At 39.4% G+C, this 17,366-nt stretch carries 13 protein-coding genes and 1 pseudogene; 4 read left to right on the forward strand and 10 right to left on the reverse strand.

Going from position 1 to position 17,366, the window contains the following annotated elements; genetic code table 11:
* Positions 1–361: 361 nt before the first annotated feature.
* The 9 genes from D1093_RS01750 to nth all read right to left on the reverse strand — a co-directional run bounded on the left by D1093_RS01750 (position 362) and on the right by nth (position 9,870).
* Positions 362–1,267: a metal ABC transporter permease gene (locus D1093_RS01750; RefSeq protein WP_120100276.1), complete on the reverse strand. Its 906-nt coding sequence runs from the start codon at positions 1,265–1,267 to the stop codon at positions 362–364.
* Entirely contained in the window at positions 1,264–2,130 is an 867-nt protein-coding gene (locus D1093_RS01755; protein WP_120100278.1) for a metal ABC transporter permease, read from the reverse strand. The genes D1093_RS01750 and D1093_RS01755 overlap by 4 nt, the downstream gene beginning before the upstream one ends.
* Positions 2,127–2,957, reverse strand: coding sequence for a manganese/iron ABC transporter ATP-binding protein (locus D1093_RS01760; protein ID WP_120100279.1), 831 nt, complete (start codon positions 2,955–2,957; stop codon positions 2,127–2,129). The genes D1093_RS01755 and D1093_RS01760 overlap by 4 nt, the downstream gene beginning before the upstream one ends.
* Positions 2,954–3,862 (reverse strand): metal ABC transporter substrate-binding protein, encoded by a 909-nt coding sequence (locus D1093_RS01765; protein WP_120100280.1) that lies wholly within the window; start codon positions 3,860–3,862, stop codon positions 2,954–2,956. The genes D1093_RS01760 and D1093_RS01765 overlap by 4 nt, the downstream gene beginning before the upstream one ends.
* Before the next feature lie 829 nt (positions 3,863–4,691).
* Positions 4,692–7,106: a phenylalanine--tRNA ligase subunit beta gene (pheT, locus tag D1093_RS01770; RefSeq protein WP_120100282.1), complete on the reverse strand. Its 2,415-nt coding sequence runs from the start codon at positions 7,104–7,106 to the stop codon at positions 4,692–4,694.
* Positions 7,107–7,137: 31 nt separating this feature from the next.
* Positions 7,138–8,220: a phenylalanine--tRNA ligase subunit alpha gene (gene pheS, locus D1093_RS01775; protein WP_120102281.1), complete on the reverse strand. Its 1,083-nt coding sequence runs from the start codon at positions 8,218–8,220 to the stop codon at positions 7,138–7,140.
* Between the two features lie 93 nt (positions 8,221–8,313).
* Entirely contained in the window at positions 8,314–8,715 is a 402-nt protein-coding gene (gene rplT / locus D1093_RS01780; protein ID WP_005774428.1) for a 50S ribosomal protein L20, read from the reverse strand.
* A 33-nt stretch (positions 8,716–8,748) separates the two neighbouring features.
* Positions 8,749–8,952, reverse strand: coding sequence for a 50S ribosomal protein L35 (rpmI, locus tag D1093_RS01785; RefSeq protein ID WP_120100283.1), 204 nt, complete (start codon positions 8,950–8,952; stop codon positions 8,749–8,751).
* A gap of 156 nt (positions 8,953–9,108) precedes the next feature.
* The gene (gene nth / locus D1093_RS01790) at positions 9,109–9,870 is read right to left on the reverse strand and encodes an endonuclease III (RefSeq protein WP_425290654.1); all 762 of its coding nucleotides are present in this window, start codon (positions 9,868–9,870) and stop codon (positions 9,109–9,111) included.
* Positions 9,871–9,990: 120 nt separating this feature from the next.
* On the opposite strand from nth, the gene D1093_RS01795 reads away from it, so the two are divergent.
* From D1093_RS01795 to D1093_RS01810, 4 genes and pseudogenes are all read left to right on the forward strand, one after another.
* Positions 9,991–10,422, forward strand: a complete 432-nt coding sequence (locus D1093_RS01795; RefSeq protein ID WP_120100284.1) for an Hsp20 family protein — start codon at positions 9,991–9,993, stop codon at positions 10,420–10,422.
* A gap of 26 nt (positions 10,423–10,448) precedes the next feature.
* Entirely contained in the window at positions 10,449–10,700 is a 252-nt protein-coding gene (locus D1093_RS01800) for a BQ00720 family protein (RefSeq protein WP_005774433.1), read from the forward strand.
* A 592-nt stretch (positions 10,701–11,292) separates the two neighbouring features.
* Positions 11,293–13,131 (forward strand): dihydroxy-acid dehydratase, encoded by a 1,839-nt coding sequence (ilvD, locus tag D1093_RS01805; protein ID WP_120100285.1) that lies wholly within the window; start codon positions 11,293–11,295, stop codon positions 13,129–13,131.
* A 403-nt stretch (positions 13,132–13,534) separates the two neighbouring features.
* Positions 13,535–14,322 (forward strand): annotated as a pseudogene (locus D1093_RS01810) (tyrosine-type recombinase/integrase); the annotation flags it as partial.
* A gap of 192 nt (positions 14,323–14,514) precedes the next feature.
* On the opposite strand, the gene mutS reads toward D1093_RS01810, so the two are convergent.
* Positions 14,515–17,259, reverse strand: coding sequence for a DNA mismatch repair protein MutS (mutS, locus tag D1093_RS01815; protein WP_120100286.1), 2,745 nt, complete (start codon positions 17,257–17,259; stop codon positions 14,515–14,517).
* Between the last annotated feature and the right edge of the window lie 107 nt (positions 17,260–17,366).

The raw sequence follows: 17,366 nt of genomic DNA on the forward strand, positions 1-17,366 counted from the left end.
TCATGTATTTGAATGGATAATTCCTCTCCACCATTTCCCCCCTCCACCATTTCTATGTGTAAGTGTCTTTGACTTTCATAAGTTCCTTCAAGATACTAAATAGCTTTGCAATATGATAATCATTTTAAATGGTTTCAAGCAATAAGAAGAGATTTTAGAAAAGTAAAAAAATAAAAAGGCTGCAGAATAAATCAATGCAGCCTCTTAATTAAGAATGCAACGCTGGGGGGGAGAATACGTACTGCATTCATTTGCTAGACATTAGGAGGAAAAATAACCTAGCGACTCAACATCTAATTAAAATAAGCATGAGAAACAATATATAAAAATGCATGGCTGATATGCATGAATTTTATCACCATCAAGTTTCTTGAACTGTATTTCGACGAAAGAAAATCATCATGAAAATGGCAATAAAAATCAACGTCAAGATTAACACAATTGTGGAAGCAGAATCAGAGCCGATAAATAGGCTAAGATAAATCCCTAAAAAACCAGAAAAAGCTGCAATAAGTATCGCGATCATTAACATAAAAGAAAACCGTTTTGTGACAAGATAGGCAATTGCTCCTGGTGCTATCAGTAAAGAAATAACAAGCACAATTCCAACCGCTTTCAAAGCTGCAACAATTGTAAGAGAAATCATCGTGAGAAGGGTATAGTGGAGCAGTGGTATTCGCAATCCCATTGCACGACCTTGTACTGAATCAAAAATATACAGCATAAAATCGCGCCATTTTGCCCCTAAAATGAAAGTAACAATGGCAGAAATGACCGCTGTCTGCGTAATATCAAGCCAATTAACGCCCAACAGGTTACCAAATAGAATATGATTTAAATCTAAGCTACTATAGATAGATGTTGCCAAAACAAGCCCTAAACCAAACATCGATGAAAAGACAACACCCATCACTGTATCCTGTTTGATACGACTATTGCTTCCCAAAAAGCCTGTTGTAAGAGCACAAACCATACCTGCAACAAAAGCACCGCAAGTAATCAAAGTCATTGTAATATTTTCTGGACGCATATGCTGGAACCAAGCAAATGGCAAAGAAGCTAAAAAAGCTATCACCCACGGTGTTGTCATATAACCAACAACAACACCTGGAAAAACGGCATGGGAAATGGCATCGCCTAACAGGGCCCATCCTTTCAAAATAAGAAAACAAGAAAGCATCGCCATTGGAATAGAAAGGATCATAACAATAAGCATGCCTTTCAGCATAAAAGAAAATTGAAAAGGAAGGAGCAATTGATCAATCATGATAACATCAGACCTTTTTTTGCTGCATTTATCCGTAAACGCGCAGCAATATACCCGTGTTTAGGAGCAAAAATAAAAGCTAACATAAATAAGAATGCTTGAAAAAGCACGACAACACCGCCCGTTTGTGCATTCAAAAAATAGCTCACATAAACACCTAATACGCTTGTGAATGTCCCAATTATAACTGCAATAACCAAGATATTCACAAAACGATCACTTAAAAGATAAGCGGTTGCCCCAGGCGTGACTACCAAACAAATAACCAAAAATGCGCCAACCGTTTGCATAGCAGCAACAGTACAAGCAGCCAGCAGTGTAAAAAAGAGAATCTTTAAAAACTTTACATTCAATCCAATGGCACGTGCGTGTGTTTCATCAAATAAAGAAACAAGAAGATCTTTCCATTTCAAAAGCAATATGGACAAAGAGAAAAAACCAATAAAAGCTAATTGTATAATATCTGATGAACTTACGGCTAAAATATTTCCTAAAACAATTGTATCAATATTAACAGCCATTGGTTTTAATGATTTGAGAAATAATCCAAAAGCAAAAAAAGAAGAAAAAATGAGACCAATAATGGTATCTTCTTTCAGTTTTGTCCGTTGATTAAAAAACAGCATTGCTGCTGCAGCAAGACCACCAGAAAAAAAAGCGCCAAGTGAAAAAGGTAATCCTAAAAGGTAAGCTCCTGCGACACCAGGAACAATCGAATGGGATAGCGCATCCCCAATTAATGACCAACCTTTTAACATCAAAAAAGCCGAAAGGAAGGCACAAACGCAGCCCACTAATCCAGAAACCCACATTGCATTTATCATATATTGATAGCTCAGTGGTTCAAGCAAAACAGCAATCATGCAACGTGCTCCACTTTTTCAATATTTTCACAAACTGCAGACTGTTTTCTTCCCATGAAAACATTATTTTTTTTAGTGCCTTGAAGATCGAAAATATGGTGGTGCAAAGATCCTCCAAAAGTTTTCTCCAGATTTTCCTTTGTGAAGATTTTTTCTGTTAACCCAGAAGCTAAAACAGTTCCTTTTATTAAAACCGTATGATCACAAAATTCCGGAACAGAGCCTAAATTATGGGTAGAGACCAAGATTACGGCTCCTTCTTTACGAAGATCTTGTAACAAAGCAATGATTTTATCTTCTGTTGTAACATCAACCCCTGTAAACGGTTCATCTAATAAAATAGCTTTTGCTTTTTGTGCCAGAGCACGCGCTAGAAAAACGCGCTTTTTCTGTCCACCAGAAAGTTCTCCAATCTGGCGCTTGGCAAAAGGCAACATATCGACGCGTTCTAAGGCAACACGAACAGCTTCATAATCTCGTGTTCTGGCATAGCGAAAGAAATTCATATGACCATAGCGCCCCATCAAGACAACATCTTCAACCAGAACAGGAAAATTCCAATCCACATCTTCACTTTGAGGAACATAAGCAATAAGGTTTTTTTTCAAAGCGACATCAACAGACAAATCAAACATGCGAATTTTTCCCTTTGAGGGGCGTACAAATCCCATAATTGCTTTAAATAATGTTGATTTACCAGAGCCATTGACACCAACCAATGCTGTAATAGATCCCTTTGGACTTTCAAAATTTACTTCGCGTAAAGCTGTATGTCCATTACGATAAGTTACCGTTACCCCTTGGGCAAATATTCCACATCCCGTCATTGGCTTTTTACTCCCTCTAATAAGGCTTTGCTAATACGTCCACTCGTGACGCGTAATAAATCAATATAAGTGGGGACCTCACCATTTTTCTCACTGAGAGAATCAACATAGAGAACACCACCGTATTTAGCTCCTGTTTCTCTTGCGACTTGTTTTGCAGGGGCTGGAGAAATTGTGCTCTCAGAAAAAACGGCATGAATATTGTATTTTCGAACCATATCAATAACATGCTTAACTTGCTGCGGGGTTCCTTGCTGATCCGCATTAATGGGCCATAAATAAAGTTCTTTTAGATCAAAATCACGTGCTAAATAGCTAAATGCACCCTCGCTGGTTACAAGCCAACGTTTATCTTGAGGAACTGCTGCCAATTCAGTTCTAATTGGATCAATGGTGGCGCGAATCTTCTGCTTATAAATTTCAGCATTTTCTTTATAAATAGCAGCATGTTCAGGATCGTACTTTACAAAAGCATCACGAATATTATCAACGTAAATTAGAGCAGAGGTCGGTGACATCCATGCATGAGGATTCGGTTTGCCACTAAAGGGGCCCTCACCAATTGTAATGGGTACAACGCCTTTTGAAACAACGACACTTGGAACATCCTTGATATTTTGAAAAAACTTTTCAAACCAAAGTTCTAACTCTAACCCATTCCATAGGATAAGATTTGCGCCTTGTGCACGCATGAGATCACGAGGGGTGGGTTGATATTCGTGAATTTCAGCACCTGGTTTCGTGATTGATTCAACATCAGCAGTATCACCCGCTACATTTCGTGCCATATCGGCAATAATGGTGAATGTTGTAACAGCTTTAAATTTACTAGCACATACCGCTAAATCGGGAGTAAAAAAGATAAGACTTCCCAGAATTAGAGTAAAAATTTTCTTTATATTCATTAATTTTCTCTTTGTTTTATTGCGAATGATTTGCATTATCACTTAGCAATAACAGTTATCTTTTGCATTTGCAATGAAGGATTTTTACAAAAATTAACTTTTCAAGCCCTTTAAAAACAATTCTTTCTCATCTTAAAAATTCATCTTGAAAAAACGGATGATTTTAAGAAAAAATTGCTTTGTTGTTTTGCAAAGCATTTAACTAAAAAGCTAAGACATCTTTCTCATTCGTTGCTGGTACACTTGTGTTTTATGGCACTTTTTATCTCATAAAGCCTGTGACTTTTCTGTTGCTGTTGAATCAACAGCTCATTCCAATGATAACACATCTCTCATAAAAAACAGAACGCTCAAAACAGAGACTTATTATGTTATTCATGCGAATTTTTTTACAAAACACCTTATATTTATTTTACGGGCTTGAGCTGTAAGGTACAGATCCCAAAGGGGCAGAGCTTCATCATTGGTTTTACAAAATGCGGTATCATTATTTTATTTTTTCAATACCATTGTTGCACGATTAATTCCTCATATTGAGACAGAGTTTGGCATTTGAGAGCCTGTGTAAGAAGCATTTTTATTTCTTTATTTATAGTTTCTAAACAACTGCTCCACTTTCAGGTAGGAAAATAAAAGATTTTGATTCATTCGAAGAGGATTTGAAATGATAAGTCTCATAATATTGGGGATTCTCATTTAAGATAAAAATTATCAATGAATGAATTATCGTAAAGCTGTCTTTCAAAAAATTCCATAGACTGCGAACCTTTAAAAAATAAAGGAGCACTCATAAAATGCTCCTGTTTTTATAAAAGTCATTTGAAAATACTCAATGACGAAGACAAGCACCTGTCGTTTTAGCGACATTTTCTATGACTTTTGCAGCAATTTCTTCTAGGTCTTTATCTGTCAAAGTGCGTTCAATCGGTTGAATAACAATTTCAATGGCAACAGATTTTTTATCTTCACCAAGGCTCTGATCTTCAAAAAGATCAAAAACCTGTACGGAATGAATAAGTTTTTTATCGGCTCCCTGAGCAGCACGAACAATAAAAGAAGAAGCAACCGTTTTGTCAACGATAAATGCAAAATCACGCCGCACCATTTGAAACGGTGATAATTTCAAAGGAGGACGGCTTTTCGTTGTTTTTTTCTTTGATTCTGGAATTTGATCTAGAAAAATTTCAAAGCCGCATAAAGGACCACTGATATCTAATTTTTCTAAGGTCGCTGGATGAAGAACACCGAAAAAACCAAGAATAATTTTTGATCCAAGCTTTATGACTCCTGAACGACCTGGATGATACCAATCAGGGGCGCCAACTTCAATCTGTACTTTCCCAACATCTATATCGCATGCCTCTAAAACGGCTAACGCATCTGCTTTGGCATCAAAAACATCAACGGCTGTTGCATTTCCATTCCAAAAACGCCCAGCGCCTTCAAATTGCTCTGTGCCACGACGAATTCCACTCACAACACGTCGCTGTTTATCAGGGGTATCGCCTTCATAAATGCTGGAAATTTCAAACAAAGCAAGATCAGAAAAACCACGATCAGCATTTCTCTGCGCTGCCATAAGCAAACCAGGTAAAAGAGAAGGCCGCATCACTGACATATCAGCGGCAATAGGATTGACCAATTTAAGCTCTTTTTGACCTCCTCCAAAAGAAAGAGCCTGATTTTCAGAGATAAAAGACCACGTTACCGCTTCTTTCATACCGCGATGTGCTAGAGACAAACGGGCAGCGCGTGAACGAATTTGCGCGCATGTTAAAACGTGATCTTTTCCTTTTGTAAAGTTTTCCAAAGGAACAGGCTGAATTTTATCTAACCCATAAATCCTCATAACTTCTTCCACCAAATCGGCTTTTCCCATAATATCAGGGCGCCATGATGGTACTTTTACTGTAACAATATTTCCTTTTCCCTCAACGCAAAATCCAAGTTTCGTTAAAATAGAAATGACTTTTGCAGGCTCTATGTCCAAATGTGTCAAACGTTTAATTTCAGAAAAAGGAAAAGCGATCTGTTTGGTTTCTTGTTGCTGATAGCCAACAATTTTCGCCTTGGATACTTCACCGCCACAAAGACGTAAGACCAATTCTGTTGCAATCTCAAGCCCTGTTTCCATAAAAGCCGGATCAACACCTCGTTCAAACCGATAACGTGCATCACTGATAAGACCTAATGTTCGCCCTGTTTGTGCGATGCTTTGCGCATCCCAAAGCGCTGATTCAATAATAACGCGCCGTGTTGTTTCATCACAACTCGTTCTTTCACCCCCCATAATACCGGCAATGGAAACAACACCTTCTTCATCTGCAATGACACAATCCTGAACACTCAAATGATAGATTTTTCCATTAAGTGCTTGAAGTTGTTCTCCTTCATACGCACAACGAACATACAAATTCCCTTTAATTTTGTCAGCATCAAAAACATGGAGCGGACGACCAAGGTCAAAACAGATGTAATTGGTCATGTCAACAAGCGCATTAATCGGTCTTAAACCAATTGCATTCAAACGTTGTTGCATCCACTGTGGTGATGGACCATTTTGAACATTACGCACTTCACGCCAAGCAAAACCTAAGCATAACGATGAAGCTTGTGAAAAATCGAATGAAACATCGAGGGAGGTATCAGAAGAAGCTGCAAATTTTAGTAAAGACAATTCTTTTAATTGCCCGATCCCAGCAGCCGCAAGATCACGGGCAATGCCACGAACACCTGTGCAATCAGAGCGATTGGGAGTCAAACCAATATCAATGATGGGATCATCTAGACCAGCATAAGCTGCAAATGCCCCCCCAATAGGTGCATCTTCTGGAAGTTCGATAATGCCATCGTGCTCATTTGATAATTCAAGCTCTGCCGATGAACACATCATCCCAAAACTTTCAACACCACGGATTTTTCCTACAGATAATGTCACATCAAGTCCTGGAACATAAGTGCCTGGTTGTGCAAGGACACCAACAAGTCCAGCACGTGCATTTGGTGCTCCACAGATAACTTGAACAGGTATGCCAGAGCCTGTATCCACGGATAAAATCTGGAGTTTATCTGCATCAGGATGTTTTACTGCTGTTAAAACTTTTGCAATCACAAAATCTTTTAAAGAAGAGCGATCATCAACGTGATCAACCTCAAGACCGATCGCTGTTAGTTTCTCGCAAATATCATCCAAAGATGCATCTGTCTCTAAGTGATCTTTTAACCACGACAAAGTAAATTTCATTTTAAAACCTCACATGAAAGCGATGATAAGATCACACATTTCTATTAGGAAAAAAAGCAGGCATATCAAAGCAGCGAAAGCCATAATGGTCTAGCCAACGCAGATCAGCATCAAAAAAAGCGCGTAAATCAGGCATGCCGTATTTCAACATGGCAATACGATCAATACCCATTCCCCATGCAAAGCCTTGATATTCATCGGGATCTAAACCAACATTTTTCAACACATGAGGATGCACCATTCCACATCCTAAAATTTCCAACCAATCCTGTCCTTCGCCAAACTTTACTTCTGAACCAGAACGATCACATTGAATATCTACTTCCATAGATGGTTCGGTAAAAGGGAAAAAAGAGGGACGAAAGCGCATTTTTACTGAAGCAACTTCAAAAAACTCTTTACAAAAAGTTTCATGCAGCCACATCATGTGGGCAATTGTAGAGGTTTTATCGATGACAAGACCTTCGACCTGATGAAACATGGGCGAATGCGTTGCATCTGAATCCATACGATATGTTTTCCCGGGAATAATGATCCGTATAGGTGCTTTTTGTTTTTCCAATGTGCGAATTTGTACAGGCGAGGTATGAGTCCGCAATAATTTGCGTTCTCCCATTTTATCAACATTAAAAAAGAAGGTATCATGCATTTCACGTGCTGGATGCCCTTCAGGAAAGTTCAATGCCGTAAAATTATAATAATCTGTTTCAATATCTGGTCCTTCTGCAAGTGAAAAACCCAATTTTGTATAAATGGCGATAATTTCTTCAATCACCTGTGAAATAGGGTGAATACGCCCCCGTTCCATAGGCGAAGAACGAACAGGCAAGGTAATATCAACCGTTTCACGAGAAAGACGGGCATTCATTTCTTGTCTCTTCAGAAGATCACGCTTTTGCGTCCATAATTCTAAAATGCGATTTTTTAATCCATTAAGAGCGGGTCCAACTTTTTGGCGCTCGCTCGCCTCCATCTTTCCTAATGCTTTTAATTTTTCAGAGATGCTTCCTTTTTTACCCAATGCTGCAATACGCACTGCTTCAAGTGCTTGTTCATCACCTGCAGCTTCTAAGGCTAAACAAATTTCTTGTTCCAGACGCTCAATATCGTTCATATTTTTGCCTATTTTTTTAATAAAAAAACCCGTACTCGCAATAGCCAGCACGGGACCTCGAGTAAATGAATGCTTTAAGAGAACATGACTGGCTTACTTGACAGCGCTTTCAAAAGCATTAGGTGTTGTGTCTTTTAAATATTCTAAAGCTTTTTTTGCCGAAGCAACTAAAGCAGAAAATGCTTCTGCTTCATAGATTGCTATATCTGAAAGAACTTTACGATCAACTTCAATACCGGCTTTTGATAAGCCATCAATAAAACGTCCATACGTTAAACCTTCTGCACGAACAGCCGCATTAATTCTCTGAATCCACAAAGCGCGGAAAGTACGCTTTCTATTTTTCCGATCACGATAAGCATATTGCTTTGAACGATCAACGGCTGCCTTAGCAGCGCGAATGGTATTTTTACGCCGACCGTAAAAGCCTTCCGCTTGTTTAAGAACTTTTTTGTGCTTAGCGTGTGCTGTCACACCTCTTTTCACACGTGCCATGTTATAATCTCCTCAAAATCAAAAGCGCAAGGTTTAATGACCATTCGGCAAATAATGGTGAATAACTTTTTTAGCATCTTGTTCACACAAAACCATTGTTCCACGTGCATCGCGAATAAATTTATTCGAACGTTTAATCATGCCGTGGCGCTTACCGGCGGCTGCTACTTTAATTTTGCCTGACGCAGTGATTTTAAACCGCTTTTTAGCGGATGATTTGGTCTTCATCTTGGGCATTTTGCTACTCCATACATTAATTAATTCAATCGAATATTTTATCCATTCAAGTGGACCAACACTTGAATAAGCATTTAAACAGCCACGGCATGCCCTGCCGGGCGGTTCTCCAGAGACGTTTTCATAAGCTAGTACACACAAAATAGCAAGAGTATATTACAAAAAAATTGGCGCTCCATTGCCTTGAATTTCAACTAAAGGTGCTGGAATAGCATTTGTTTTGCTTGCAGCTTTACAGAGATCCGCAATAATACATTGCCTACATTGTGCTTTACGTGCTTGGCAGATGTAACGCCCATGCAAAATCAGCCAATGATGCGCATGACGAAGATAATGAACCGGTATAATTTTTAATAATTTTTTCTCAACAATCTCTGGTGTTTTGCCAGGTGCCAAACCAAGACGATTGCTTAAGCGAAAAATATGTGTATCGACCGCCAAGGTAGGTTGACCGAAAGCAACATTCAAAACGACATTAGCTGTTTTGCGCCCCACGCCCGGAAGGGCCATAAGTGCTTCACGCGTATCAGGGACTTGACCACCATATTGCTCCATTAAACAGTTGCAAAGTGCATAAACATTGCGTGCTTTTGCACGCCAAAGACCAATTGAACGGATATGATGTGCTATTTCTTCTTCTCCTAATGCAACCATTTTTTCCGGTTGATCAGCAAGGCGAAAGAGTTCTTTTGTTGCTTTATTAACACTTACATCTGTCGCTTGGGCTGAAAGAACAACGGCAATCAATAGTGTAAAAGTATTTATATAGTTAAGATCACTCTTAGGTGTTGGGCGTTGCACAGAAAAACGGCGAAATATTTCTGCAATTTCATCTTTATTATATAATATACCAGATAAATTTCGCACCTTTGATAATTTTATGGTATTTCGAGGTATTTTTATGTTACTTTGAGCCATAGAACTCTCTTAATCTTCTCTCTTGAAGTTATCATTCACGCTCGCCATATGAGAAGAATGCAGCGAACACTTTATATAGGGTTTGGTCAAGTCAAGCCACTTTAAAGAGGATACTCATGAATGACACATGTGACATCTTTCTCCAATCCTTTTCTTTTAGGATTTGAAACCGTAGAAAAAATATTACAACGTATCGGTAAAGCTGATGAGGCTTACCCAGCTTATAATATTGAACGTTTACATAAAAACGATGATGCAAATCATATCCGGATAACTTTAGCTGTTGCTGGATTTAAGATTAATCATCTTAATATTTTGCTCGATGATAATCAATTGGTTATTCATGGTAAACAAACAGACAATCAAAATCATCAATATTTATATCGCGGTATAGCCGCGCGGCAGTTCCAGCGGACCTTTGTTCTTGCGGAAGGGATGAATGTTACAAATGCCGAGTTGAAAAATGGTCTTTTATCAATTAATCTGTATCAACCGAAACTAAAAAAAGAAATAAAACAGATTCCAATTAAAGTCAGTAGTGGTGAGTCATAAAAGTTAAGGCGTAAAGGAACAGTGAAATGGGAGAACATAAACAAAGCTTATCGTTTCAGAACACGTCCTACTCTGATGCGGGACAGATTGCTTATTTAAAAAAGGTTTGTACAGATGATCTGGCTAAAAACTTTCCAGATCTTCCGCCCATGACTCCAGGCATTACCATATGGGCGCTTTTTGGTGAAACAGGTTATCCTATCATTTTATCCGATGAGCGCTCTATCGCTCTTGCTGGAGCCAATGAGCACGAGCTCCAAATTGTCACTCTACACTAGATTGCGCTTTACGAGAAAAAACTTAAGCTATTTAATAAATTCTATTTGTTTTTTCTCAATTAAAGGGCATGGAGCTGTATTTCTCTTTACATAAGTGTAAAGGGAGGAGTTTTCTATAAGCTTTATTTATCTATGGGGCCTTTATACCGTTCACAGGCTTGATTTGAAATATCACTATGGAGTGCTTTTAAAAGGCATAAAACTTAAAGTATAAGGATATGGTAAGTTTTACCATTAGACCTTCATATTCTTCACCCATTAAGGTTGTTTTCTTATACCAGAAATTACGTAAACAAATAGATGTAATATATTCACTAAATCTAGTATATAAAAGTCTGGAAGAGTTTGTGCTACGTTGAACCGTTTTGATATTTGTTTCAAACATGCAGTTACGCTGGGATTAGATGTTGATTAATAGGTCGTAGAAAAATAAAAGCTTTGTGTCTTTATGAGGAAGTTTATGCAGGGTTTTTAATTTTGTGCTTCAAATGCCTTAGTACAATGATTTTTCTCTTTTGAATATTAAAGCTCTTGTTTTTATGGTGAAGTTACAGCACAACAAGCAAAATGAAATCATTTGAGGGGAAAAATAATGCCTTCTTACCGTTCAAGAATATCGACGCACGGGCGTAATATGGCAGGAGCCCGCGGTCTTTGGCGTGCAACAGGGATGAAAGATGCGGATTTCGGTAAACCCATTATTGCGATTGCGAATTCTTTTACACAATTTGTACCAGGGCATGTCCATTTAAAAGATCTTGGGCAATTGGTTGCACAACAGATAGAAATTGCCGGTGGCGTTGCGAAAGAGTTTAACACCATTGCTGTCGATGATGGAATTGCCATGGGGCACGATGGAATGCTTTATTCTTTGCCTTCACGTGAAATTATTGCTGATTCTGTAGAGTATATGGTCAACGCCCATTGTGCGGATGCTCTTGTCTGTATTTCTAATTGTGACAAAATTACCCCTGGAATGTTAATGGCGGCTTTACGCTTGAATATTCCAACAATCTTTGTTTCAGGCGGTCCTATGGAAGCCGGTAAGATTAAATGGAAAGATCAAGATTTAAGAGTTGATTTGGTTGATGCTATGATCGCAGCCGCTTCAGAACAGAATTCAGAAGAAGAAGTTGCTGAAATGGAGCGTGCCGCTTGTCCCACATGTGGTTCTTGTTCAGGAATGTTTACGGCCAACTCTATGAATTGCTTAACGGAAGCCTTGGGGCTTTCGCTTCCCGGAAATGGATCCGTGCTCGCAACACATAGAGATCGACGGATGCTTTTTGAAGAAGCTGGAAGGCAGATTGTTGCATTGGTCAAGCGTTATTATGAAAAAGATGATGAAACAGTTTTGCCACGCTCTATTGCTTCACGCAAGGCTTTTGAAAATGCCATGACCGTTGATATAGCCATGGGGGGATCAACCAATACCGTACTACATCTTTTAGCAGCGGCGCAAGAAGGTGAGGTGGATTTTACCATGACAGATATTGATCACCTTTCACGTCGTGTTCCGGTTTTATGCAAGGTTGCTCCTGCTGTTGCAAATGTCCATATGGAAGATGTCCATCGCGCGGGTGGTATTATGGGGCTTTTAGGCGAATTGGATGCGGCAGGACTCATTGATACATCAACTTATACGGTTCACGCAAAAACGATGAAAGAAGCTCTTGATCGTTGGGATGTGAAAAAAACCAATGAACCAACAGTTTATGCATTTTATCGTGCTGCTCCAGGGGGGATTCCAACACAGACAGCTTTTAGCCAATCTTGTCGCTATGAGACTCTTGATCTTGATCGTGAAAAAGGTGTGATTCGCGATAGGGGACATGCCTATTCACAAGATGGAGGATTGGCAGTTCTTTATGGAAATATTGCCAAAGATGGCTGTATTGTAAAAACAGCAGGTGTTGATCAGTCAATTTTGACTTTTAAAGGTCCGGCAAGAATTTTTGAAAGCCAAGATTCAGCGGTTTCAGCTATATTAACGGATGAAATTAAATCAGGCGAAATTGTTTTAATCCGTTATGAAGGTCCACGTGGTGGACCTGGAATGCAAGAAATGCTTTATCCAACGAGTTATCTTAAGTCTAAAGGATTGGGTAAGGTCTGTGCACTTGTGACGGATGGACGTTTTTCAGGAGGGAGCTCAGGGCTCTCGATAGGCCATATTTCACCAGAAGCAGCTGAGGGAGGAGAAATTGCGTTGGTGGAAGAAGGGGATATCATAGAAATTGACATCCCAAACCGTAGCATTCATATGTTGGTTGATGCTGCTGAGATGAAACAGCGTCGTGCTAAGATGGAAGCAAAAGGAAAAGATGCTTGGCAGCCGGTTGAGAAGCGCCAGCGCAAAGTTTCAAAGGCTCTCAAAGCTTATGCTGCAATGACGACATCTGCTGCAAAGGGTGCAGTTCGTAGCATATGATTACATGAAAGGTCCGGTTTATGGAAAATGAACGGTGTGATAAGAGATTGAGTAAGTCTTTTTTCTAATATTCCAAGCTGATTATTTTACTTTGCTCTGGAAAAATATTTTAAACCAGGATGCATAAGGTTTTGAGAGAGAAGGCAAGGCATTGATTTATAATGATAATTCACTGTTTTGTATTGTTTTGTATATTGAATGAGAGTCTCGAATATCGTAGGATTCTCTTATTTCAAACTTCTCTATGTTGAATCAATCAAAAACACTCATTTGCACATCACAAGCGGGATGAATGTGTGGATAAAATTTGTATAAGAAAGGACTAAAAATGGCTCTTATGAACCGTCTTAATGCAAGATCTGTCGCAACATTGGGAGCAGGCAAATAGTGTGATGGTGCTGGCTTGCTTCTCCATAAGCGTAAAGATGGAGGTGCTCAATGGATTTTTTTACGGTATACCCTTCACGGGCGCCGTCGTGAAATGGGATTGGGTGCCTTGAGAGATGTCTCTTTAAAACAAGCCCGTGAATTGGCAACTGGGTGGCGTTCTGTTCTTCGTGAAGGTTGTGACCCTATTAAAGAACGCAACAAACAAAAGCGTGAGGCAATAAGCAATCTTCATTACTGAAAAGATATCGCGTTGGATGCTTTTGAAAGTCGTAAAGCAGAACTAAAGAATGATGGGAAAAATGGGCGTTGGTTTTCGCCTTTACAACTTCATATTCTCCTTAAATTAGGCTGTCTGCCCGTTTCTGAGATTACACAAACAGAAATACGCAATGTTCTTGCTCCCATTTGGCATACAAAAGCAGGAATAGCAGAGAAAGCACTCATTCGTCTTAATCTTTGTCTTAAACATGCTGCTGCCTTAGGGGCGGATGTTGATTTACAAGCACCAACAAAAGCACGCGCGCTCTTAGGGAAACAACTCCATAAAACACAAAATTTTCCAGCCATGGATTGGAAAGATGTCCCTGCCTTTTATAAAACACTTCGTGAAGCATCAACTCTAACACAACTGCTTTGCGTTTGCTTATTCTGACAGGTGTCCGTACTAATCCACTGCGTCATATTCGTGAAGATCAAGTTGATAGCGATATATGGATTATCCCTGCTGAAAATATGAAAGGAAGACGCGATGCTACAACAGAATTTCGCGTGTCTCTATCAACAGAAGCATTAGATATTTTAGTAAAAATACAGTGCTATGATTGTTGGATTTTACAAGAAAATAAACAATTGGTTTGAGGAAATGTCTATACACTTGCTTTCTTTATATGCATTTAATGCTTTTTAACAGATTTTACATGAAAACGGTGATAATAGCGTGCACAATTTAATATGTATGAGAACAATCAAGACAAAATACAGTGTTTTATTGGTCTATAAAGGATTATTTTTTTCCAGTTGTTTGAGGTGGTAAATTGCTTCTAAAGCTTGCTTAGGGGAGAGCTCATCGGGATGAATATTTTTTAAAGCTTCGTGAAGGACATCATGTTTGTTTCTCTCTTCGTTGAAGGGAGAGGTTGCTTTAAGGGAAAAGAGCGGTAAATCATCAATGAGTTTATGTCCTTTTCCAGCCATTTCACCTTGTTCTAATTGATGAAGAACATCTGTTGCTCGTGTAATAACGGCTGGAGGAAGTCCAGCAAGCTTTGCAACCTGTACACCATAGGATCGGTCTGCCGCTCCTGGTGTGACCTCATGAAGAAAAACCACATCACCATCCCAATTTTTGACTTTCATGGTGACATTATGCAGTCTGTCAAGTTTTTCGGTAAGAGCGGTCATTTCATGAAAATGGGTAGCGAGAATAGCACGACAGTGATTAACTTCATGGAGATATTCAACGGCTGCCCAAGCAATAGAAAGTCCATCAAAGGTTGATGTTCCACGTCCTATTTCATCAAGAATAACAAGAGAATGGTGACTTGCATGATTGAGAATCGTTGCTGTTTCAACCATTTCCATCATAAAGGTTGAGCGCCCCCGTGCAAGATCATCGGAAGCACCAACGCGACTAAACAGGCGATCAACGACGCCAATATGTGCTGAAGTTGCTGGAACAAAGGACCCCATTTGTGCCATAATAGCAATGAGAGCATTTTGCCGCAAAAAAGTTGATTTTCCTCCCATATTAGGCCCTGTCAAAAGCCAGATTGCTGCATATTGCTGGTTTTCTTGTACAGAGAGATCACAATCATTGGCAACGAAGGGTTCGGCTGCTTGTTTACGGAGTGCTTGTTCAACGACAGGATGGCGTCCTGCTGTAATATGAAAGGTTAGTGAATGATCAATTTTAGGGCGACAATATCCTTGTTCTTCAGCAAGATATGCTAAAGCAACAGACACATCTAAAATAGCAAGCGCTTCAGCGGCTTTACGAATAAACTCAACTTGTTCAATAATTTCCTGAACAAGAGTATCAAAGATCTCTAGTTCAAGGGTTAATGCGTGATTGGCAGCATGGGCAATACGGCTTTCAAGATCAGCAAGCTCTGTTGTTGTAAAACGCATCGCATTTGCCATTGTTTGTCGATGAATAAAACGAGCTTTAGCTTGTGGATTATTTGTAAGACTAGATGCTTGTGTACTGGTGATTTCAATGAAGTATCCTAGAATATTATTATGCTTGATTTTAAGAGTCTTAATATCTGTTTCTTGGGCATATTGTGCTTGAAGCTCAGCAATAACACGGCGCGATTCATCTCGTAAAGCACGCATTTCATCGAGTTCTTTATGATAATTGGAGCGAATAAAACCACCATCACGTTTAAGCAGAGGGAGATCATCAGCCAATGCTTGTTCTAAATGGCAATGTAAAGAAACGGGTAGATTTGAAAACACCTGTTGTACATCACTTATTTCTTGAGGCAGAAGCTCATTATTGAGAAGTTGATTCAGTTCACGAATGATCTCAAAGCCGCGCTGGATTGTTGCCATATCACGGGGACCTCCTCGTCCAAGAGCCAAACGTGAAACGGCGCGGGGCATATCTGGTCCCCCTTTTAAAACGAGTTTTATCGCTTCTGCAAGAGAAGGATTGTGGCAAAAAAAATCAATAGAATCCAAACGTGTATCAATCGCTGAAGGGGTGGTGAGGGGAGCAATAAGACGATCGATAAGAAGGCGTGATCCTCCTCCTGTTACAGTGCGGTCAATCGCTTTCAATAAGCTTCCATCCCGTTGACCTGATGTTGTTCGAATAAGTTCAAGGCTTAGTCTAGTTGCAGCATCGATAAAAAGGGTAGCACTTTCATTTTGGCGCTCAGGTTGCATGAGGGGAGGACGATGCGTGATTTGTGTTTTTTCGATATAACGAATAGCAGCCACGATGGCAGAGAGTTCGCAGCGTGAATAATCGGCAACACCTTCAAGTGTTGAAAGTTTAAAATAAGTGCAAATATCGCGTTCAGCGGTGAGGGTATCAAAGAGACAAGCTGGTTGAGGTGATACGATATGATCAAGAACATTAAAAAGTGATTTGTGGGATTTATCATGAAAAAAGGCATCAGCAACAATAATTTCTTGCGGATCCACACGCATAATATCTGCTAAAAGTTTTTCTTGTCGGCTTTCTGTTACACGAAATATGCCTGTTGAAATATCAATCCAAGAAAGGGCAAAATCCTCTCCATCGCTGGTTTTTATACGGGAGAGTGTCATCAAATAATTTGCACGTGTTGGATCAAGGAGTTTTTCTTCTGTTATTGTTCCAGGGGTTACAAGGCGAACAACATCACGCCGAACAACAGATTTTGATCCCCGTTTTTTTGCCTCAGCAGGATCTTCTGTTTGTTCACAAACAGCAACGCGATAACCACAAGCGATCAGCTTTTGCAAATAATCGTCTGCAGCATGAACGGGAACACCACACATAGGAATATCTTGCCCTAAATGTTTTCCGCGTGCTGTGAGTGTGATTCCTAAAGCTTGAGCAGCTTCAATTGCATCATTAAAAAATAATTCATAAAAATCCCCCATTCGGTAAAAAAGAAGGGAATCATGATGGACGGCTTTGATTTCTATGTATTGCTCCATCATGGGGGTAGGACGTTCTTGAGAGGAAGCGAATGAGGAGGCAGGCTGTGGAATTAAATTATTTTTATGGTCGTTTTTTTTATCCATTTTTACGTGGCCCGTTCCCTTTAACTGAAGCTTTTAGTCTTTTTTTATTTACTTCAATATTTATTTATCTCTAAATTGAAACGCATCATCAGATTTGCTAAGGCAAG

Source organism: Bartonella kosoyi, assembly GCF_003606325.2.
Classification (GTDB): Bacteria; Pseudomonadota; Alphaproteobacteria; order Rhizobiales; family Rhizobiaceae; genus Bartonella; species Bartonella kosoyi.

Bases quoted from the DNA above. Each gene is read 5' to 3' on its own strand.
- rplT (WP_005774428.1), bottom strand. From the start codon at position 8,715: ATGGCACGTGTGAAAAGAGGTGTGACAGCACACGCTAAGCACAAAAAA.
- ilvD (WP_120100285.1), top strand. From the start codon at position 11,293: ATGCCTTCTTACCGTTCAAGAATATCGACGCACGGGCGTAATATGGCA.
- D1093_RS01795 (WP_120100284.1), top strand. From the start codon at position 9,991: ATGACACATGTGACATCTTTCTCCAATCCTTTTCTTTTAGGATTTGAA.
- D1093_RS01800 (WP_005774433.1), top strand. From the start codon at position 10,449: ATGGGAGAACATAAACAAAGCTTATCGTTTCAGAACACGTCCTACTCT.
- D1093_RS01760 (WP_120100279.1), bottom strand. From the start codon at position 2,957: ATGACGGGATGTGGAATATTTGCCCAAGGGGTAACGGTAACTTATCGT.
- nth (WP_425290654.1), bottom strand. From the start codon at position 9,870: ATGGCTCAAAGTAACATAAAAATACCTCGAAATACCATAAAATTATCA.
- D1093_RS01765 (WP_120100280.1), bottom strand. From the start codon at position 3,862: ATGAATATAAAGAAAATTTTTACTCTAATTCTGGGAAGTCTTATCTTT.
- D1093_RS01750 (WP_120100276.1), bottom strand. From the start codon at position 1,267: ATGATTGATCAATTGCTCCTTCCTTTTCAATTTTCTTTTATGCTGAAA.
- pheS (WP_120102281.1), bottom strand. From the start codon at position 8,220: ATGAACGATATTGAGCGTCTGGAACAAGAAATTTGTTTAGCCTTAGAA.
- D1093_RS01755 (WP_120100278.1), bottom strand. From the start codon at position 2,130: ATGATTGCTGTTTTGCTTGAACCACTGAGCTATCAATATATGATAAAT.
- rpmI (WP_120100283.1), bottom strand. From the start codon at position 8,952: ATGCCCAAGATGAAGACCAAATCATCCGCTAAAAAGCGGTTTAAAATC.
- pheT (WP_120100282.1), bottom strand. From the start codon at position 7,106: ATGAAATTTACTTTGTCGTGGTTAAAAGATCACTTAGAGACAGATGCA.
- mutS (WP_120100286.1), bottom strand. From the start codon at position 17,259: ATGGATAAAAAAAACGACCATAAAAATAATTTAATTCCACAGCCTGCC.